This window comes from Enterobacter wuhouensis (genome assembly GCF_035835995.1).
Taxonomy (GTDB): domain Bacteria; phylum Pseudomonadota; class Gammaproteobacteria; order Enterobacterales; family Enterobacteriaceae; genus Enterobacter; species Enterobacter wuhouensis.
Window position 1 is genome coordinate 2,603,896 of sequence record NZ_CP142124.1, and the last position, 19,197, is coordinate 2,623,092.

At 55.0% G+C, this 19,197-nt stretch carries 15 protein-coding genes; 3 read left to right on the plus strand and 12 right to left on the minus strand.

Annotated features, from left to right (window positions below):
- Positions 1-153: 153 nt before the first annotated feature.
- Positions 154-2,565 carry an autotransporter outer membrane beta-barrel domain-containing protein gene (locus VPX56_RS12545; protein WP_326466668.1) on the minus strand — a complete coding sequence of 804 codons (2,412 nt, stop codon included), beginning with the start codon at positions 2,563-2,565 and terminating at the stop codon, positions 154-156.
- Positions 2,566-2,895: 330 nt separating this feature from the next.
- The gene (locus tag VPX56_RS12550; protein WP_326466670.1) at positions 2,896-4,512 is read right to left on the minus strand and encodes a peptide ABC transporter substrate-binding protein; all 1,617 of its coding nucleotides are present in this window, start codon (positions 4,510-4,512) and stop codon (positions 2,896-2,898) included.
- Positions 4,513-4,694: 182 nt separating this feature from the next.
- Here VPX56_RS12550 and mpaA point away from each other — a divergent pair, with 182 nt between their 5' ends.
- Positions 4,695-5,408, plus strand: a complete 714-nt coding sequence (gene mpaA / locus VPX56_RS12555) for a murein tripeptide amidase MpaA (RefSeq protein WP_131632464.1) — start codon at positions 4,695-4,697, stop codon at positions 5,406-5,408.
- Here mpaA and ycjG read toward each other — a convergent pair.
- Positions 5,399-6,364, minus strand: coding sequence for an L-Ala-D/L-Glu epimerase (gene ycjG / locus VPX56_RS12560; RefSeq protein ID WP_131632463.1), 966 nt, complete (start codon positions 6,362-6,364; stop codon positions 5,399-5,401). The two genes, mpaA and ycjG, sit on opposite strands and share 10 nt — an antisense overlap.
- A 107-nt stretch (positions 6,365-6,471) precedes the next feature.
- Here ycjG and tpx point away from each other — a divergent pair, with 107 nt between their 5' ends.
- Complete coding sequence (tpx, locus tag VPX56_RS12565; protein WP_131632462.1) at positions 6,472-6,978, plus strand: thiol peroxidase; 507 nt, start codon at positions 6,472-6,474, stop codon at positions 6,976-6,978.
- 38 nt (positions 6,979-7,016) lie between these two features.
- On the opposite strand, the gene tyrR is transcribed toward tpx, so the two are convergent.
- From tyrR to VPX56_RS12580, 3 genes are all read right to left on the minus strand, one after another.
- Complete coding sequence (gene tyrR / locus VPX56_RS12570) at positions 7,017-8,558, minus strand: transcriptional regulator TyrR (protein WP_131632461.1); 1,542 nt, start codon at positions 8,556-8,558, stop codon at positions 7,017-7,019.
- A gap of 112 nt (positions 8,559-8,670) precedes the next feature.
- On the minus strand, positions 8,671-9,723 hold the full coding sequence (locus VPX56_RS12575) for a YcjF family protein (RefSeq protein WP_326466678.1): 1,053 nt from the start codon (positions 9,721-9,723) through the stop codon (positions 8,671-8,673).
- Complete coding sequence (locus VPX56_RS12580; protein ID WP_131632459.1) at positions 9,720-11,117, minus strand: YcjX family GTP-binding protein; 1,398 nt, start codon at positions 11,115-11,117, stop codon at positions 9,720-9,722. The genes VPX56_RS12575 and VPX56_RS12580 overlap by 4 nt, the downstream gene beginning before the upstream one ends.
- Before the next feature lie 155 nt (positions 11,118-11,272).
- Here VPX56_RS12580 and VPX56_RS12585 point away from each other — a divergent pair, with 155 nt between their 5' ends.
- A complete protein-coding gene (locus tag VPX56_RS12585) occupies positions 11,273-12,283 on the plus strand; it encodes a LacI family DNA-binding transcriptional regulator (RefSeq protein ID WP_326466682.1) in 1,011 nt (336 codons plus the stop codon).
- A 33-nt stretch (positions 12,284-12,316) separates the two neighbouring features.
- On the opposite strand, the gene VPX56_RS12590 is transcribed toward VPX56_RS12585, so the two are convergent.
- The 6 genes from VPX56_RS12590 to VPX56_RS12615 form a co-directional block, all read right to left on the minus strand.
- Positions 12,317-13,231 carry an OmpG family monomeric porin gene (locus tag VPX56_RS12590; protein ID WP_131632457.1) on the minus strand — a complete coding sequence of 305 codons (915 nt, stop codon included), beginning with the start codon at positions 13,229-13,231 and terminating at the stop codon, positions 12,317-12,319.
- Positions 13,232-13,298: 67 nt separating this feature from the next.
- Positions 13,299-14,381, minus strand: coding sequence for an ABC transporter ATP-binding protein (locus tag VPX56_RS12595; protein WP_326466685.1), 1,083 nt, complete (start codon positions 14,379-14,381; stop codon positions 13,299-13,301).
- Positions 14,382-14,383: 2 nt separating this feature from the next.
- The gene (gene pgmB, locus VPX56_RS12600; protein WP_326466687.1) at positions 14,384-15,058 is read right to left on the minus strand and encodes a beta-phosphoglucomutase; all 675 of its coding nucleotides are present in this window, start codon (positions 15,056-15,058) and stop codon (positions 14,384-14,386) included.
- Positions 15,051-17,330, minus strand: a complete 2,280-nt coding sequence (locus VPX56_RS12605; protein ID WP_326466689.1) for a glycoside hydrolase family 65 protein — start codon at positions 17,328-17,330, stop codon at positions 15,051-15,053. Before VPX56_RS12605 ends, pgmB begins: the two co-directional genes overlap by 8 nt.
- Positions 17,324-18,382, minus strand: a complete 1,059-nt coding sequence (locus VPX56_RS12610) for a D-glucoside 3-dehydrogenase (RefSeq protein WP_326466691.1) — start codon at positions 18,380-18,382, stop codon at positions 17,324-17,326. Before VPX56_RS12610 ends, VPX56_RS12605 begins: the two co-directional genes overlap by 7 nt.
- Positions 18,383-18,393: 11 nt before the next feature.
- Positions 18,394-19,182, minus strand: a complete 789-nt coding sequence (locus VPX56_RS12615; RefSeq protein ID WP_263609548.1) for a 3-dehydro-D-guloside 4-epimerase — start codon at positions 19,180-19,182, stop codon at positions 18,394-18,396.
- Between the last annotated feature and the right edge of the window lie 15 nt (positions 19,183-19,197).

The following is a 19,197-nucleotide window of genomic DNA, read 5'->3' on the forward strand; positions in this document are numbered from 1 at the left end:
GAGCACTTACAGTTCTTTACGCCACTACATTAGCTATCCAGGATTGGATAGCTAATTTTAAAAAATCATCAAAATATTCAGCGCAATATAATTAGGCTGCAAACATAAAAAAAGCCCGGTAATATTACCGGGCTGCTTTTCATATATTCAGTCTTAGAAGCGATAGCTTAACATCACGTCCCCCGCGACAGCGGCGTCAATCGCATGACCAAATTCAGTGGCGACCTGCACCTTTCCGGCCCAGCGCGGCGTAAAGTCCACCATCACGCCCGCCGCTGCGGTTCCTCCGTTGAGATCCTCTCCGCTGAATGAGTAGTCATCCGTATTCAGTTCGGTAGAACCGCCGAACTGCGCGTTGTACCCCAGCGTCAGATAGGGCTTCACGTCCTGCACAGCGGGCACGGCTACGTGGGTCATCATGCGTACGCCACCGCCCGCAAAATAGTTCGTCTGCTTCCCGTCGCCAATATCGCTGTATCCGTCGCTATAGCCGTCTGTCTTAACGTTTACATAACCCAGGGTGGTATAGGGCTGGAATTCAATACGATTCGCAACGAACGTTGCCCCCACTCGCCCCTGCAACAGCCAGGTGTTGCCATCATAGTCTCCGTGTCCCCGGATCCAGTCGTCATTTCCTGAGGCGCTATAGGACATATTTCCCCATGCGACAACGGCGTCAGAGAACCAGCGGATATCGCGGGTTTTCGGCTGCTCCCAGCGGCCATACAGGCTATAGTAGGTGCCGTTGATACTGTTATGGCCGTCCTTGTTCTGTAAATCCAGGGCGTTATGCAGCCAGGCGTTAGCCACCCCGACGGTCAGAGAGTCGCCGCTCGCTAAATCGACGCTCAAATACCCGCCGAACTGAGCGCCGCTGATGTCGTTCTGATACTTCGTCTGTCCCGCCTCGCGGTTACTGCCAGCGTACAGTCCGGACAGCCAGACGTTGCTTCCTCCGGTGCGCATATCCAGATGGCCGGTAATATCGTCTGCCACCCGATGGATCATATCGTCGCTGGCGACCAGCCCGGCCTGCGCTGCCTGAATATCACTCACGACGTTGCTCTTGTCATCCGGCACCGGCGTATCGTCAATAAACGACACCGCCCATGTTGAACCGTCCAGCCCTGCCGCCTGGGAAGCACTTTCATCTGTGGCAACGTATTTAACGTTGTCGTAAATGTAAGATCCGCTGCGCACCGGGGAAAGCGTCCCGGAGGTTCCATTCTGAACGGCAACCGTTTCGCCGCTGTTGAAATAGAAGTATTTCGCCTCATCGCTGTTCACCAGCGAGGGGGCCAGATAGTTAATATTGACGCCAACGGTGTCAAATCCGGTGATTTGCATGGCGTCATTGACGCTGTCTCCGCCAATGACCGCGTTGCTGTTAATATTGATTGTCAGATTATCTTCCGCGCTCCCGTCATTGGTGGCGATATTGCCGTCATAACGCGCATTCGCCAGGTTGACGGTACTGCTGGTAGTAGCGGAGGAATCGTCATGGCTGGTGCTAAACTGGATATCGCCATTCAATATCGCGCCGTCAATATTGACGCTATTTTCCGTCCCGATAGCCAACACGTCACCGTTCACGGCGGCATTATCGCTAAGCGACACCGTAGAACTTCCGCCGCCGAACGTTTCGGCGGCCACATTGCCATTAATCTGGCTATTTTCAATATTAATGGTGGCATTGCCGCTACCGGAATACTTACTGTCCGTCTCGCCTGCGGAGGCCACAATAGCGGTTCCCCATGAAGGCGTATTTTGTGCAATAGAGCTGTTCCTGACCGTCACGGTGCTACTGCTGTAGGGGTTGCTGGTGCTGGCGCTAATTCCATTGGTTAGGGACGAATTATCAATCTCGGCATTGACGGCGCTTCCTGAATTATTTCCTGCTCCGGACGTAATCGTCACATCATTATGCGATCCCGTCTGGATGATAGTATCCTCCTCCATTAACACGTTCACCGTGCCTTTTTCGGATTCGACATACACAGGGTAATTTTCCGAGGATGAAATAACGCCGGAGGTGTCTATTGTACTGTTAGTCAGGGACACGTTTGTCGTTTTATCATTGTCAGCTCCCGAGGCGGTGTTGGTTTCATGAATATGAATTTCTCCGTAAAAAACACTATCCTCTGCGGAAAATACCACATTACCGTCAGCTTCATTCACAAAGGTGGCGCCATTTAACGCTGAGTCAGTGATAGCGATGGTCGTGTTCATATTCAGCGCCGTCTGCGAGACAGAGAGCGCCGTACCTGACGCCGCGCCGCCGCCAATAGTGCTGTTATTGAGCTGGACGTCCACGCCCCCGCCGCTTATCGCTATTCCACCGGCAGAGGTCGTCAGATTATCCGCCTGCAGCGATGCTTCACCGGACGTACTTGCCCCTTCGTTTATGGCAACGCCCGGTGCGCTTATCGCGCTGTCAGTAAACGACAGCGAAAGATCGCCATCATAATTATATTTATAGTAACTGGCTGCTGACTCATAATCTTTCTCAGTGCAGATAATATTATCCGCCCCCGAGCAATTAGCTGCCCAGGCGTGAGCAGCCACGACCGACAAACACATCGGACTATATTTTAATATTCGATTGATAAAATACATAAACCCCTCGTCAAAAAAGCAATGAAATAAGGCAGGCCTTTCCCTTAGGCAACAAAAAGTTAGCAAGTAATAAACGACAAAATTTAAACAACACCGTCAGCCCTGGTATTGACAGCGTCGGCCGGAGAGTGGAAGTAGATATGAATAAATAAGAGTCAGGCTAAGGGAGTGCTATAGAAATTATAGATAGTAAATCTGGCTTGTCACCGTCCTATATTGGACGGTGATATTTGATAACGAGGGGAAGAAGCTGGCGCGGGATCGCGCCAGCCAGAGTATTTAGTGCCTTTCGATATACATCGTGCGGCTGTACGCCACGTCTTCCGGGTTATTAATTGGATACCCTTTTACCCAGGGTTTAATCAGTCGGCCATTGGTGTACTGATAGATTGGCGCGATTGGCGCTTTTTCGGCGAGGATCTTCTCGGCCATGTTGTAATCTGTATTGCGCGCTTTTTCCGTCGTTTCGAGCGTCGCCTGGTGAATAATCTTGTCGTAGGCGGGATCGTTGAAGCGGGAGATGTTGCCGCTGTGGGTTGAGGTCAGCAACGACAGGAACGTCGACGGCTCATTGTAATCGCCAACCCATGAGGCGCGAATCACATCAAAATTACCGGTGTTACGGCTATCGATGTAGGTTTTCCACTCCTGATTCTGCAGCTTGACGTCGACACCCAGGTTCTTCTTCCACATCGATGCAACGGCGATTGCGATCTTCTGATGGTTTTCCGATGTGTTATACAGCAACGTCAGCTTAAGCGGACGCTGGGGACCGTAGCCCGCCGCCAGCAGCAAGGTTTTCGCCTGCGCGTTCAGCTCCTGCTGCGACATTTGCTCAAACGGTGACGGCTCTGGGGTAAAGCCTGCCGTCACGTCAGGGGTAAAGTGCCATGCAGGCTTCTCCCCAGTACCTAACACTTTATCCGCCATAATACGGCGATCGATGGTCATACTCAGCGCCAGACGGACTCGCGCATCTGCCGTTGGGCCTTTTTGCGTGTTAAAGGCATAGTAGTAGGTTCCCAGCTGCGGCGGCGTATAGACCTGGCCTGGAATATCTTTGAGTAATTTTTGATACATATTTTTCGGGAACGATTCGGTGATATCAATATCACCCGCCAGGTAGCGTTTGGTTGCTGAAGATTCCTGGTTGATCGGTATAAACGTCACTTTTTTCAGAACGGTTTTTGCGTTGTCCCAGTAGTGAGCGTTCGGCTCTACGACCAGCTTTTCATTCACCACGCGATCCTTGAGTACGTAAGCGCCATTTCCAACCAGCGCCCCCGGGCGAGTCCACTCTTTGCCGCTCTCAACGTTAGCTTTCTGCACCGGATAAAACGCAAAGTTGGCCGTCAGGTTACTAAACCACGGCAGCGGTTTATCCAGCTGAACGCGCAAGGTTTTGGCATCAACCGCCGTAACGCCCAGCGTCTCGGGCGTCGCTTTCCCGTCAATAATCGCCTGCGCGTTGCTGATACCCGCTAGCGCCGCAAACCAGGCAAAGGGAGACGTCGTTTTAGGGTCAACCAGACGCTGCCAGCTGTAGACAAAATCTAGTGCGGTGACGGGCGTACCGTCGGACCATTTCGCGTTGTCGCGCAGCGTGAAGGTCCAGGCACGGTTATCGTTACTCTGCCAGCGCGTCGCCACGCCCGGCACGATTTCCCCTTTCTCGTTCTGATTAACCAGCCCTTCAAAGAGATCGCGGATCACCTGAATCTCCGGAAGCCCCACGGCTTTTGCCGGATCGAGCGTAGCCGGTTCATCTTTAATGTGCCTGACCAGCTCCTGCTTTTGCGCCAGCACGGTGCCTTGTGGAACATCAGCAGCAAAAGAGAGGGAAGATAGCCCGCACAGGCAGAGCGCAGAGAAAAGTAGCGAAACAGGATGCTTCATGAGATCCCCTTAAGAAGTCGGTAAAACGCAGATGCGTAATTATTTGTTTTGAAAAGGCGAAATGCAAATACCTTAGTCCGTAAAGTTGATATCTGACAACTCTCCGCCCTTAATGAAACTATTTGATTAACCGCGAGTTTTGCACAACACTGCCAGTAGACACTTCTTTATCAGGATTTCCTATGGCTCTCACCCGACCAAGAACGGAACGTGGCGCATTTCCGCCAGGCACCGAACACTACGGAAAGTCATTTTTGGGCGCGCCCCTGATTTGGTTTCCGGCCCCTGACGCCGACAGAGACAGCGGCCTGATTATTGCCGGCACCCACGGCGATGAAAATTCATCCGTTGTCACCCTCTCCTGCGCGCTGCGAACGCTCGCCCCGGCACTGCGTCGACATCATGTGATTTTGACCGTAAACCCGGACGGCTGTCAGCTTGGGCTGCGGGCAAATGCGAGGGGGATCGACTTAAACCGTAATTTTCCGGCGGCAAACTGGCGCGCGGGGGAAACCGTGTATCGCTGGAACAGCTCGGCTGAAGAACGAGACGTCGTCCTGCTGACCGGAGAAAAGCCAGGCTCAGAGCCAGAAACGCAGGCGCTTTGCCAGCTTATCCATAAGATCCATCCCGCCTGGGTTGTCTCCTTCCACGATCCGCTGGCCTGTATTGAAGATCCGCGCCGCACCGCGCTGGGACAGTGGCTGGCGGATGCTTTCGCCCTGCCGCTCGTGACCAGCGTCGGGTATGAGACCCCCGGTTCGTTTGGAAGCTGGTGCGCCGATCTGGATCTGCACTGCATCACGGCAGAATTCCCCCCTATTTCCTCCGATGAGGCGAGCGAAAAATACCTCGAGGCGATGGTGGAACTGCTGCGCTGGCAGCCTCAGAGATGAAGCGTACCGCTGGTAAAGTTCAGCGCGGGTGAAACATCCACGGCCAGCCAGGTCGGGCCGTCCAGATCGGCAAAACTCACCTGATTAACCAGCGGCAATGCCGCATTGATCGCCCGGGATGTACAGAGCATGCATCCCAGCATCAGTGAAAACCCCTGCGCCCGCGCGTCTTCCGCCAGGGCCAGCGCCTCCGTCAGGCCGCCGGTTTTGTCGAGCTTGATATTAACCATATCGTAGCTGCCTGCTAAACCAGCCAGGCTCTCGCGGGTATGGCAGCTTTCATCTGCGCATATCGGCAGCGGATGGATAAAGTTTTTCAGCGCCGCATCATCGTCTGCGGGTAACGGTTGCTCCAGCATGGCCACGCCCAGATCCGCTAAAAGCTGGCAACGCGCCGCCAGCCCTTCGGGATGCCACGACTCGTTTGCATCCACAATCAGCGTGGCCGCGGGAACGGCCGAGCGAATGGCAACCATACGTTCAGTGATTAAGTGGTCGTCGAGCTTAACCTTCAACAACCTGGCACCTGCTTCATACAGGGCTTTGGCACTGGCTGCCATCTGCTCTGGCTCACCGATCACCACCGTTTGCGCAGTGACTACCGAGGCGGGCAAGGTTACGCCGACCACCACAGGTAAGGATGTTTGCCGCGCGGCCGCCTCCAGGCTCCAGAGCGCAGAGTCAATTGCGTTACGAGCCGCTCCTGCCGGTAAGCGCTGCTGCAGCGCCTCGCGTGAAAGCCCCGTTTGCAGGGCTGGAACCAGAGTCATGATTTGGGCCATTACGGAAGCCAGACTTTCACCGTAACGGGGATACGGCGTACATTCCCCCACGCCTTTTACGCCGTCTTCTTCGATTTCCACCACGACCACGCCTGCCTCGCTCCGGCTGCCGCGCGAGATGACGAACGGGGTATGTAATGGCCAGGCTTCTTCATAGACCTTAACGCTTCTCATCACTGACTCCTTGCGGCCCGGTAAGGCATAAAAATTGGTTTGCCGTGCTAACTGCGGATGGCATACACTAGCCCCGACGTTAACTATATGTAAACAGGAAGATATCTATGTCACAACTCGTTCATTTCCAGGGCAACCCGGTTGCTGTTGCAGGTTCCATTCCTCAGGCTGGTAGCAAGGCACAGGCTTTTACTCTGGTGGCTAAAGATCTGTCTGACGTCACATTGGGCCAGTTTGCTGGCAAACGCAAAGTCCTGAACATTTTCCCAAGCATCGACACCGGCGTCTGCGCCGCTTCCGTGCGTAAATTCAACCAGCTGGCAACTGAAATGGACAACACCGTGGTGCTGTGCATTTCTGCTGACCTGCCGTTTGCCCAGTCTCGCTTCTGCGGTGCCGAAGGCCTGAGCAACGTCATCACCCTGTCTACCCTGCGCAACGCTGATTTCCTGGAGAAGTACGGCGTTGGCATTTCTGAAGGGGCCCTGAAGGGCCTGGCCGCGCGTGCCGTTCTGGTTATCGACGAAAACGACAGCGTGGTGTTCAGCGAGCTGGTGAACGAAATCACCACCGAGCCGGATTACACCGCCGCGCTGGATGCGCTGAAAGCGTAATCGCATAAAAAAAGCCTCTGCAAAGAGGCTTTTTTTATTTAGTCTTCACCCTTCTTCTGGTTCAGCCCATATTCGCGCAGCTTATTCGCAATCGCGGTGTGCGATACGCCAAGGCGTTTAGCCAGCTTGCGGGTGCTGGGATAGCTACGATAAAGCTGAGTCAGCACGGAGCGCTCAAAACGGCTGGTGATATCATCCAGCGACCCTTCCATCGCTTCCTCACCCACCGACACCGTTCCGGCATCGTAGTCCGGCAGCAGAATATCCTGCGGTCGCAGTTCGTACCCTTCCAGCTGCGTCAACGCACGGTACACGGCATTCTTGAGCTGACGGATATTCCCCGGCCAGCCGTAGCGCGTGAGCACCGTACCGAGATCGGCGGAGAGTTTCGGACGCGGCACGCCCTGTTCATCGGCGAAACGCGCCACAAACAGCTCCGTCAGCGGCATGATGTCCTGAGGGCAATCGCGCAGCGGCGGAATGTTAAGCGTCAACACGTTCAGGCGGTAATAAAGATCCTCGCGGAATTCGCCTTTCTGCACCAGCTCGACCAGGTTTTTCTGGGTGGCGCAGATGACGCGTACATCAACGTGGACTTCATGATCCTCGCCAACCCGACGGAAGGTACCGTCGTTGAGGAAACGCAGCAGCTTGGCCTGCATACGCGGCGACATCTCACCGATCTCGTCAAGCAGTACAGACCCGCCCGTCGCCTGTTCGAAGAAGCCCTTCTTACCTTCCGGCGCATGGCCAAAGAGTTCGCTTTCAACGGCATCTTCAGGGATGGAGGCGCAGTTCAATGCCAGATACGGTTTTGCGGCACGCGGGCTTGCCAGGTGCACCGCGTGAGCCAGCAGATCTTTGCCCGTGCCCGTATCGCCGGTGATCAGCAGCGGCGCGGTTAAGTTGGCAAGCTTGCGGGCCTGATCGACCACGTGGCGCATTTTCGGGCTGACGGCAATAATCTGGCTGAATGCCCCAACGTCCTGGCTGGAGAGATTCTGCAGCTGACGACCCATGCGTACGGTCGAGCGCAGCATGATCACGGCCCCGGTCAGCACCCGGGCGTCATTCTCGCCTTTCAGGTACACCGGCGTAATTTCCATCAGGAAATTTTGCCCGTTAATCACGACATGTTCGCTAAGGGTATTCTGCGGATTGCTGTCCAGCCAGCGCTGGAAGTTAAAGCCGGGGATGAGCTGCGTCGCGTGGTGATGACTGAGCTTTTCCTGGCTTTGCGCAAAAAGCTGGCAGCTCGCCTGGTTAACGCGCTCGACTTTGCTTTTCAGATCCAGAGACAGGAAAGGCTCCGGCATGGCTTCCAGCAGTGCGCTTAGCGCCAGGTGCTCGCGCTCGGACGGCATCCAGGGAATGGTGCGTACATCCGTAACGCCAGCGATACGGCGGATTTCCGCCATCAGGCTGCTGAAGGTATTAAATTCAATTTCGGCAAAATTGAGGTAAATTCGCCCGACAGGGTCAATCTCGATGCCACGTAAATCAATGCTACGTAAAACAAGAAGATCGAGTAACTCGCGGGTCAGACCGAGACGGTCTTCACAAAAGACTTCCAGACGCATGGGAAATTCACCGTTTAAGCCATTAACGCTAAAATGATATGTCAGATCACGGTGTTCGGGAAGGTGGCTGTCAACAAATATTGACAGCCAGCACGAATAGTAAACAAATCGTTTACTGAGTCGGTTTTTTATTGAGCGTCTCTTTGAGCTGGCCGATTAACTCGCGGCGGAAATCGCCCAGCCGTGGCTTATCGCCGTCAATCCACGGCAGAGGACGGCACACCTCCATCGCCTTGATGCCCAACCGCGCGGTGAGTAATCCGGCACCAATCCCCTGGGCCGCGCGAGCGGACAGACGCGCAGCGATATCCTGCGACATCCAGTCCATGCCGACTTCACGCACCAGCTCGCTGGCCCCGGCAAACGCGATATTCAGCAAAACCAGCTTGAACAGGCGCAGGCGGCTGTAGTAGCCAAGCTCAATGCCATACAGGTTTGCGATACGATTGATCAGGCGCAGGTTGCGCCAGGCGATAAAGGCCATGTCCACCAGCGCCAGCGGGCTGATGGCAATCATTAACGTGGATTCAGCGGCGGAGCGGCTGATTTCCCGACGCGCCTGCGTATCCAGTACCGGCTGGACGATATGAGAATAGAGCGTCACCACTTCCCGGTCATTCTGCGTTTCATGAATAGCGGCATACCAGCGCTGAAGCGCAGGATGCGACTGGTCCAGCCCTGCCTGAGCGGCAAGCTTTTCACAAAATGCCCGCCCCTTGCCGGTGGCGTGGCTGTGTAACAGATCCCGCGCTTCGTCACGCTCATGCGCGCGCTGTCGAAGCCGCCACAGGCGCCGCCACTCTGTTGCTACCGACCCTACGCCAGCCCCAACGATCAGCGCACCTGCAGCACAACCGCCCATGGCAACCCAATCCTGCGTTTGCCAGGCATTGACCGCCCACTGCACGCCCTGTCCCACCACGCTGACGCCAAACAGCACCAGCCCGGCGCTGACCATTTTGCGCCACAGGCTGCGCTTCGGACGCAGGGCGGCGTCGACAACCGCTTCTGCCGGGCCATCCTCAACAATCAGCTCGTCGGCCACTGCGGGAGAGAAGTTTTCCGCCTGCGGGCCGCTGAAGGTCTGAGCCGTTTTAAACGCCTCCTGCCGCTCTTTCTCAAGCGTCCCGGTAAAGTCAATGCGCGGTTTTAACGGTTCCGTCATCGCAGTTTATCTCCTATTAAAAACTCCAGCGCCGCATCCAGACGAATATGCGGTAAAGGCTGATCCACATTCATCGTTTGCGGGCGGAAGGCTTCAAACTGGAAGCCCTGATTCTGCCAGAACGCCTGCCCCGGCAGGCGCGCCGGCACTTCTCCCGGATAGACCGTCAGCGGCTCACCGTCGCTGAGACGATGGCCGCGCAGTGCCGGGATTTTCTCGCCGTTAACGTCAATCAGGCCGCTCTGCGTTGCCTGCACGGATGCCAGCCCAAGGCAATCCATACTGATGCCTTCAAACGCGGCATTCTGCCAGGCGTCCTGCACCAGCTGCTGGAGCAGCGATACCATATTGGCATGCTGATCGACCGTCACGTGGTCGGCCTTGGTGGCAGCGAACAGCAGCTTGTCTATCACCGGTGAGAAAAGCCGACGGAATAAGGTGCGCTGCCCGTAGTGAAAGCTCTGCATCAGCTGCGTGAGCGCGAGGCGCATGTCGTTGAATGCCTGCGGCCCGCTGTTGAGCGGCTGCAGGCAATCCACCAGAACAATCTGTCGGTCAAAGCGTAAGAAGTGGTTTTTGTAGAAGCCCTTCACCACTTTTTCGCAGTAATAGTGATAGCGCTCGCGCAGCATTCCCGCGTTGGTATGTTTATCTGCCTGCGCCAGCTTTGACTCGCCGATACCGTCGACATCCGGCCACGGGAAAAACTGCAGCGCTGGCGCACCCGCCAGATCCCCTGGCAGGACAAACCGCCCCGGCTGGATGAAATGCAGCCCTTCCTGTTTACATTGGTGAAGATACGCCGTCCATGCCTCCGCAATGGCCGCCAGCCGGTTTTCATCCGCAGGCGCAAGCGGATCCAGGCCTTCACAAAGCTGCCGCCATTTCATCGACCACTCTGCACGTTGCCCCTGCAACAGGCCGGTCATCTGCCGTGACCAGGTAAGATAGTCCTGCGCCAGCATAGGCAAATCAAGCAGCCACTCTCCGGGATAATCCACAATTTCAAGATAAAGCGTGGAGGTATCTTTGAAGTGGCGCACCAGGGATTCATTTGAGCGGAAGCGCAGCGCGAGGCGAATTTCGCTTACGCCACGGGTAGGCGTCGGCCAGGCGGGCGGATCGCCGTAAAGCTGTGCCAGACCTTCATCGTAGGTAAAGCGCGGAATACCAAAGTCGCGTTGCGGCACGCGCTTAACGCCCAGAAGGCGCTCTTCCCGCACTGCGCTCAACAGCGGCAAACGCGCCCCGGAATGCAGATTGAGCAGCTGGTTGACCATTGCCGTGATAAACGCCGTCTTACCGCTGCGGCTCAGTCCCGTTACCGCCAGACGCAGATGACGATCGACGCCACGGTTCACCAGAGAATTAAGTTCGTTTTTAAGTCGCTTCATCGCCGTCCTTCATTGTCTCGAAGCCTGGAATGACTCGCTTCAGAATACAGTAAATTGGGGCAGATCGTTGATTATCAATTCTTAATTATTGCTATTGCCGTTTTCTCTCCAGTAAGATGAACGCCATTGCTGTCCGTCTGGAGTGAGTAAGGTGTATGTCACCCACCATCTATGATATTGCACGTGTTGCTGGCGTTTCAAAATCAACCGTGTCACGCGTTCTGAATAAGCAAACCAATATTTCCCCTGAAGCGCGTGAAAAAGTGTTGAAGGCGATTGAAGAATTAAATTATCAACCAAATAAGCTGGCCCGCGCCCTGACCTCTTCTGGCTTCGATGCCATTATGGTTATTTCGACCCGCTCCACGAAAACCACGGCAGGTAATCCTTTTTTCTCTGACGTGCTTCATGCCATTACGGCAAAAGCAGAAGAGGAAGGTTTTGACGTTATTTTACAAACGTCGAAAAGCAGTGAAGACGATTTACTGAAGTGTGAAAGTAAAATAAAACAGAAAATGATCAAAGGGATCATCATGCTGAGCTCACCGGCGAATGAATCCTTTTTCTCGCGACTCGACGCTTACGGCGTACCGGTCGTTGTCATCGGTAAAGTTGAAGGCGAATTTCAGAATATTTACTCGGTAGATACCGATAATTTCCATGACAGCGCCACGCTGACCGATAACTTCATTGCCAACGGACGCTGCAAAATTGCCTGCATGCATGCCCCGCTGGATTACCACGTTTCTATTGACCGCCTGGCGGGCTATAAATACAGCCTGCAAAAGCACAATATTGCCATTAACGACGACTGGATCATTGACGGTGGATATACCCACGAGAGCGCGCTGACGGCGGCGATTCAGCTGCTCTCCTCGGCGACACCGCCCGATGCGGTCTTTGCCACCGACAGTATGAAGTTACTCAGCCTCTATCGTGCTGCGGACGAGCTAAATCTGATGATCCCTGAACACGTTGCTATTGCAGGGTACAGCGATCCGATGCTGTCTCTCATCCTGACGCCCGCGCCGGGTGGGTTTGATATCCCAACGCGCAGGTTGGGCGAAGAGAGTTGTGACCTGCTCTTCAAGCGCATTGCGGGTAAACCCGCTCAGCATAAGGTGCTGGTTGAGACCCATTTTACGTTTGCCGACGCTCTTCGCTAAACCCGGGGGCCCTCGCCCCCGGCTAACTGCTTATCAGAACGCGTAGTTCACGCCAACGCCCGCATAGTGGAAGCGGTCGTTGTCGCCTTCATCGTGGTTTTCCCACTCGTAGGCGTATTCCAGCGTCATGGATAAACCATTGTTGAAATCATACGCATAAAGAAGCCCAAGGCGGTTGAAGTCGTGGCCTTCACGCTCCGGATCGTCCTGCCAGTCCCAGTTTGACCAGCGGTCAAGCCCAAGGCGGGTATAAGGCGTAAGCGTCGTCTGGCCTAATGACACAGGCAGGTATGCGCGAATTTCCTGCGTGGAAAACTCACCGTTATTACGGGAACTGTCCATATTGAATCCACGCTCTAAATAGTAATTCACTTTAGCCGCGAAGGTTTCGTTAATGGTCCACGTAAAGCCGGTTTCCGTTTCGACGCGGCTGTCGGAATAGCCGGTTTTTTCCAGATCGTTTGCAAACTGATACATCGCAAACCAGCCGCCAAAACGCCAGTCGTCGGTTAATTTAATATCCCAGTCAGGCTGTACTTTGTAGCGCTGCATATTTGCACTTCCGTCTTTGGCACCCTGCTCATCTTTAAAATGATAACCATAGTTGCGGAAGCCTCCGGTCAGCCCAAACGTAAAGTCGTCGGTGCCAATAAAGCGATAGCGTAATTCTAATTCAGGGCGATCAAAATAGGTCCCTCGGGTCATACTGCTGTAGTCAACCGGCCCCTCCTGATACATAGCCATTGAGATTGTCCAGGCATCCCATGTCGCATTGAACCAGACGGAAGGTTCATATAATCCATCTTTATCGTCGCCCTGACCTTCGACGTTTTCAATTTCATACATGGCACCAATATTAAAGTCCCAGTGTTTTGCTGTTTCTGATGCTTGCGCGCAGCTAACCCCTGCGCACAGCACGAGCGCAGCACTTTTTAGTAGAGTACTCATTAAAATATTCCCTTTATAATTAACAAACAAAAAAACCGGAAATAGATATTTCCGGCGAACACCTTTCTTATCTAATAGCCGCTTCAGTTTCCGCGTCGAAGAAATGGCACTTATTCATATCGAACTGGATCGTAATAGTATCGCCTGCCGCATAGTCATTCGCTGCCCCGGCGCGTACGACCACTTCATGTCCTCCAACGGTGGCATAGAGCATAAATTCGGCCCCCGTCAGCTCCGCGACGCTGACTTTTGCCGCAATATTCTCGCCTTCAGCTTGTGGGGTTAAAATATCCTCCGGACGGACCCCGAACACTACGGCTTTACGCTGGTATCCTCTGGCGTTCAGCACAGCGAGCATACCCTCGGGGATCTCCAGACGCAGCGTTTCCGTCACGAAGAAGCGATCGTCGATTGCCCCACGGATAAAGTTCATGGACGGCGAGCCGATAAAACCTGCCACAAACATGTTTGCGGGCTCGTTATAAACCTGCTTAGGCGCCCCAACCTGCTGAATGAAGCCATCTTTGAGGATCACGATGCGGGTTGCCATCGTCATGGCCTCCGTCTGATCGTGGGTGACGTAAATCATCGTGGTATTAAGCTTGTGATGAAGCTTGCTGATTTCTGCCCGCATCTGTACGCGCAGTTTGGCGTCAAGGTTGGAGAGCGGTTCATCCATCAGGAACACACCGGCTTCACGGACGATCGCCCTCCCTAAAGCCACGCGCTGGCGCTGGCCGCCGGACAGGGCGCCAGGCTTGCGCTTGAGGTACTCGCGCAGACCGAGGATCTGTGCCGCCCAGCTCACGCGCTCTTCAATAATTGCCGGCGCTATTTTTTGCATCCTGAGGCCAAACGCCATGTTGTCGTAGACCGTCATGTGCGGATAGAGCGCGTAGTTCTGGAAAACCATAGCGATGTCGCGTGACTTTGCGGGCACGTCGTTCATGCAGACGCCGTCAATGATCAGCTCGCCGCCGCTGATCTCCTCCAGCCCGGCGATCATGCGCAACGTTGTCGATTTGCCGCAGCCTGATGGCCCCACGAAAACAATGAATTCCTTATCCTCAATCTCGAGATTGAAATCCTTAACCACGTGGACCTGGTTATCGTAGATTTTCTGAATGTGCTTCAGGGAGAGTTGAGCCATTGTTAGTTCCTTTTCAGTTCTGATCGAGACGCCCAAAAATCCGTCAGGCATTTCCAGGTCAGTTCCCGCGTTGAATGAAGTTGTAGTCCCGCGTGCTTCAGGTCCGCCCCAATTCCCACCGACAACATCCCTGCCGCGTTGATAGCCTCAACGCCCGCTACGGCATCTTCAATACCGATGGCCTGCTCGGGATGAACATGCAAACCAGCGCAGGCAGTCAGAAATATTTCTGGATCCGGTTTTGAGCAGACAATGCGCGATGCATCGACGCAATAATCAAAAGCCTGATGGATACCCAGCGCGTGCAAAATCTTAGGGGCGTTCAGAGAAACAGACGCCAGCCCAATCTTGACGTTCGCCGCCCTAATCTCCGCCAGCACCTTGCCGATGCCAGGAAGAACGGATTGCTGGGTTAGCGAAGCCAGCGACTGGACATAGCGTTCGTTCTTTTTACTGGCGAGAGCCAGACACTGCTTATCGCTGAACATGCCCTCTTTCCCGCCGTGACGAAGGATGCGCAGCAGAGAGTCCATACGGCTTATCCCCTTGAGCTGCTCGTTAAAGGCCTCATCAAAGGTGATACCCATCTCCTGCGCCACAGAACGCCATGCCAAAAAATGCAGGTGCGCGGTATCGGTGATGACGCCATCCAGATCGAAAATAACCGCTTTAAGCATCGTCACTCACCTCCGTGGTAGCGGTCCCATTAACAGGCGTAAGAAAATCCTTCATTGACCAGACCTGCCGCCCCGATGTCATTACCGCTTTTCCCCACAGCGTTAAGCTGACGGGCGACGTGGTTTCGATCGTTAGCGCCTTGTTTTCAAAGGTAAATAGCATGCGCGCATCCCGCCAGCGCAGGGGGAATGCGAATTTTTTCCAGTGCAGCGGCATCGCAGGAGCAAGATGTAACGCCCCGTCGATTATCTGTAAACCGGCAAATCCCTGTATCACGCCGGACCAAATCGCCCCCGTCGCGGCAGCGTGAATGCCGTCATCGCTGCTGTGCGGATCGTCGCCCAAATCGATCGCGATACCCTCCCGCCAGAAGGCATATGCGCTTTCAATCTCTCCGCAACGAGCGGAGACAATCCCATGGATGGCTTTGCTCAGGGAAGAATCGTGAATGGTTCGCGGCTCGTAGAACGCGAGGCTGGCGGCACATTGCTCTGGCGTAAAACGCTCCGGCAGCAGGTAGTTGAGCATCACGACATCAGCCTGCTTGAGGATCTGCATCTCATTGACCTCCGCACGCGAGTAGTCCAGCAAAATGGTCTGTTTCCCGGCTTGCGCTTTATAGCGACTCAAATCGATGGCCGGTTTAGCCATGAAGCTGTCATCCTGCGGCACTACGCCATCTGCATTAGCTTCGGGGAGCCATAAACGCGTCAGGAAGCGGTTAGCATTTTCCGTAAAGCGCGCGTCATTGCGCTCAAACCGCGACATGAACTGGCATGCGCTGGCCACGTTTTCCCAGGCCATATAGTTGGTGTAGGCGTTGTTATTAACGTGCTCCGTGTATTCATCCGGCCCGATCGCATCATGAATTTCCAGCCGCCCATTCACTTCCGTCGCCCGCCCCATCCAGAACGATGCGGTTTCCATGAGTAACGACAGCCCTTCATTGCGCATAAATTCATCGTCATGCGTCGCCTGCCAGTAGGCGACGACGGCCCAGGCGATGTCCGCCACAATGTGGTGTTCAGCGAGCGCCGAGGCCACCTTCTGGCGCAAGCCCGTCCGGATATTGATCGCCGCAAATTCCGGCGTCTCTTCCTGACCGCTGGCGGCACTTTCCCACGGGAATAACGCCCCCGGCCAGCCGTTGCGGCGGGCTTTTTCACGCGCGCCAGGCAGGTTATGCCAGCGATAGCGCAGCAGGTTGCGGGCGACCTGCGGACGCGTGAACAGGTGGAAAGGCAGCATAAAGATTTCGGTATCCCAGAATACGTGACCCTTGTAGCCTTCCCCGGTCAACCCCTTCGCCGCAATGCTGCTTCGCTCATCATGGGCGGGCGTCATGGCCGTCAGATGCCAGACAGCATAGTCCAGCGCCAACTGATCCTGCGCATGCGGGGAGTCAATCCATACCCGGCAGTCTTGCCAGACGGTTTCCCAGGCGCGTGCGGTGCTGTCGAGCAAAGCCGCATAGCCTCTTGCCGCGCAAGCCTTGAGGTCGGCCAGCGCACCGCGCGCGAACGTTTCCTGTGAAAGCGCTTTGTCGCTGCGATGAACGATCCAAACCAGTTTTTCAAGCGTGACAGTGTCACCCTGCGGTACGGTCAGGGAGTGATGCACCGATACGCGTCGATTCTTTGCGGTGAAGCAGCTATCGCTGTCAGCCGAGAGACGACAAAATGCGGAGATCGCCACGTCAGCTGCGCGATCCTGCGTTTCATACACGCCCTGCATAACGTGCTGGTCGAAGACTCTTACGGAAGCTTCGTCCAGGTGCTGTCTGCCGCTGTTCGTCTGCGTCGCGTCAATACCGGTCTTCAACACAACCTGCGCAGGCGCATCGAGCGGTGTGATCGACAGCTGCATCGCCATTAGCGGCAGCTGATCCAGCGATACAAATCGTCGGCTCTCCAGACGGTAGTGCTTCCCTTCCGGCGAACACCACAGAACGCTGCGGCGCAGCTCGCCATTGGCGAAATTCAGTTCTCGCTGCCAGGTCACCGTCTCACCGGACAAGAGAGTAAAATTCACCCCATCCAGTTCGATTTCAGTTCCAATGACATCGGGAAGGTTGACCAGTTCGTTAGTCTCGTTGCGCCCAGCCTGATGATAAAGGCCCGCGAGGTACATCCCGCGCGTTTGCTGGGTATAGGCTTCCTCATGGGTCGCGCGGATGCCCATGTAGCCGTTGCCGCAGGCCATAATGGAGGCATATTTATTCAGGCTATGCGGGCAAAAACCCGGATCGGTTAAAGAAGACAGGTTCAGCATAACGTTACGCTTTCCCCTGTTTCCGCCGCCTCATACAAGGCGGCGACCAGCTGCTGGATCACCAGCCCTTGCTCTGCGTCGGCGATCATCACCGGCTCTCCCATAACGTGACGAACAAAAGCCTCCATGCTGCGTAAATGGCGCTGGTCATCCGCCTCTTCACGCTGCATAAGGGTCTGCAAAACCCCTGCCTCATCCGTGTAGACATGCATCGGGAACAGCGTGGCCCCCGCTTTCTCACCGCAGAATGAAACATTCATGATGGACTGCTCGCGGATATTAAGCGCAAACGACGTATCCAGACGCAGAATGCCGCCGTTACAGAATTCAATCGTGCCAAAGAGCGCATCTTCAACGGTAAACTGAGCGGGGTCCCACTCGCCGAACTGACCGTTGTTTTTATGATTACCGATCTTCTGGAAGCTGTGTGCCGTCACGCGTTTCACCGCCGGGAATCCTAAGACGTACATCGCGGCATCCAGCATATGAATACCGATATCAATCAGCGGCCCACCACCCTGTAACGACTTATTGGTAAAGACGCCCCAGCCCGGCACACCGCAGCGACGCAGGGCTTGCGCCGTCGTCACGTAGATTTCGCCCAGCGTGCCGTTCTGCACGGCCTCACGCAGCAGCTGCGTGTCGAGGGCAAAGCGATGATGAAAATCATACGCCAGCACTTTCCCCGCCCTGCGGGCCGCTACCCGCATTTCATCAGCCTGCTGTGGCGTCATGGCTGGCGGCTTTTCACACATCACATGACACCCGGCTTCCAGTGCCGCCATGACATGTTCAAAATGGAACCGGTTTGGTGAACAGACGCTCACCACATCCGGCTTAACCACCCGCAGCATCTCGTGTATGTCGTGCCATGCAGAGCGAATAGCATGGCGTTCGGCAAACGTCTGAGCCTGTTCAAGGCGGCTGTCCATGACGGCCACCATTTGAACATCACTGCGTGTGGCGTAATACGAGGCATGCACTTTGTCTGCGACCTGCCCGGCGCCAATAATGGCGACGCGCAGAGGCAAAGATGTTGAAGCACTCATCACGCAGGTCATCCTTAGCATTCACGCAAATAGGTAAGTGAATCCTGATAAGCCTGAGCCGGATCGCCTGCGCGCACACGACATTCATAGACCACGTAGCCCTGGTAATTGTCTGCACGCAACTGGTCGAACAAAGCGGCGAAATCAAGGCAGCCGCTGCCCGGCTGGTAGCGATGATTGTCGGCAATATGGACGTGTCCAAGCAGATCGCGGTTGTTGTGCAGCGCGTCCGTCAGCGAATCTTCTTCGATGTTCATGTGGTAAAAGTCGCCGATGATCTGCACGTGCCTGAGCGCGTTTTCTTCGATGTAACGCCGCGCGTCCGCCAAAGTGTTGATCATGTGATCCTGATAGCGATTTAGTGGCTCCAGATAAACGGTAGTACCAGTGCGTGCCGCAACCTCATCCAGCCAGCGCAATGATGCGCTCACCGCTTTGCGATCGCCGTCCAGGCTGCGCGGCGAGGTCATCGGCGGCAGGCGGAAGGTGAACATGCCCCATGCCGCGGGGACGATAATCCCTTTTCCCCCCACCTCAGCAAGCGCTTCAAGAATGCGTTCAATCTGCTGCAATCCGTTCAGGCGACGCTCTTCGATGAAGTCGCCAATCCAGCCGTCGTAGCCACCGCAGGCGGTGGTAACCGGCAGGCCCGTTGCTTTGATGGCGGCTTTTACCTCGTCGAGATTCTCCACCAGCAGTTTGCCGTCAATCTCATAGCCGTCGAACCCCATCGCTTTGATGTACTCGAATTTTTCCAGAATTGGGGCGGGGAAAAAGGCCTGGTTTTGCGTTGCGATTTTCATTGTTGCTCTCCTTAG

What these genes read in the sequence shown, in the direction of transcription:
- VPX56_RS12550 (WP_326466670.1), bottom strand. Translation starts at nt 4,512, where the DNA reads ATGAAGCATCCTGTTTCGCTACTTTTCTCTGCGCTCTGCCTGTGCGGG.
- mpaA (WP_131632464.1), top strand. Translation starts at nt 4,695, where the DNA reads ATGGCTCTCACCCGACCAAGAACGGAACGTGGCGCATTTCCGCCAGGC.
- ycjG (WP_131632463.1), bottom strand. Translation starts at nt 6,364, where the DNA reads ATGAGAAGCGTTAAGGTCTATGAAGAAGCCTGGCCATTACATACCCCG.
- tpx (WP_131632462.1), top strand. Translation starts at nt 6,472, where the DNA reads ATGTCACAACTCGTTCATTTCCAGGGCAACCCGGTTGCTGTTGCAGGT.
- tyrR (WP_131632461.1), bottom strand. Translation starts at nt 8,558, where the DNA reads ATGCGTCTGGAAGTCTTTTGTGAAGACCGTCTCGGTCTGACCCGCGAG.
- VPX56_RS12575 (WP_326466678.1), bottom strand. Translation starts at nt 9,723, where the DNA reads ATGACGGAACCGTTAAAACCGCGCATTGACTTTACCGGGACGCTTGAG.
- VPX56_RS12580 (WP_131632459.1), bottom strand. Translation starts at nt 11,117, where the DNA reads ATGAAGCGACTTAAAAACGAACTTAATTCTCTGGTGAACCGTGGCGTC.
- VPX56_RS12585 (WP_326466682.1), top strand. Translation starts at nt 11,273, where the DNA reads ATGTCACCCACCATCTATGATATTGCACGTGTTGCTGGCGTTTCAAAA.
- VPX56_RS12590 (WP_131632457.1), bottom strand. Translation starts at nt 13,231, where the DNA reads ATGAGTACTCTACTAAAAAGTGCTGCGCTCGTGCTGTGCGCAGGGGTT.
- VPX56_RS12595 (WP_326466685.1), bottom strand. Translation starts at nt 14,381, where the DNA reads ATGGCTCAACTCTCCCTGAAGCACATTCAGAAAATCTACGATAACCAG.
- pgmB (WP_326466687.1), bottom strand. Translation starts at nt 15,058, where the DNA reads ATGCTTAAAGCGGTTATTTTCGATCTGGATGGCGTCATCACCGATACC.
- VPX56_RS12605 (WP_326466689.1), bottom strand. Translation starts at nt 17,330, where the DNA reads ATGCTGAACCTGTCTTCTTTAACCGATCCGGGTTTTTGCCCGCATAGC.
- VPX56_RS12615 (WP_263609548.1), bottom strand. Translation starts at nt 19,182, where the DNA reads ATGAAAATCGCAACGCAAAACCAGGCCTTTTTCCCCGCCCCAATTCTG.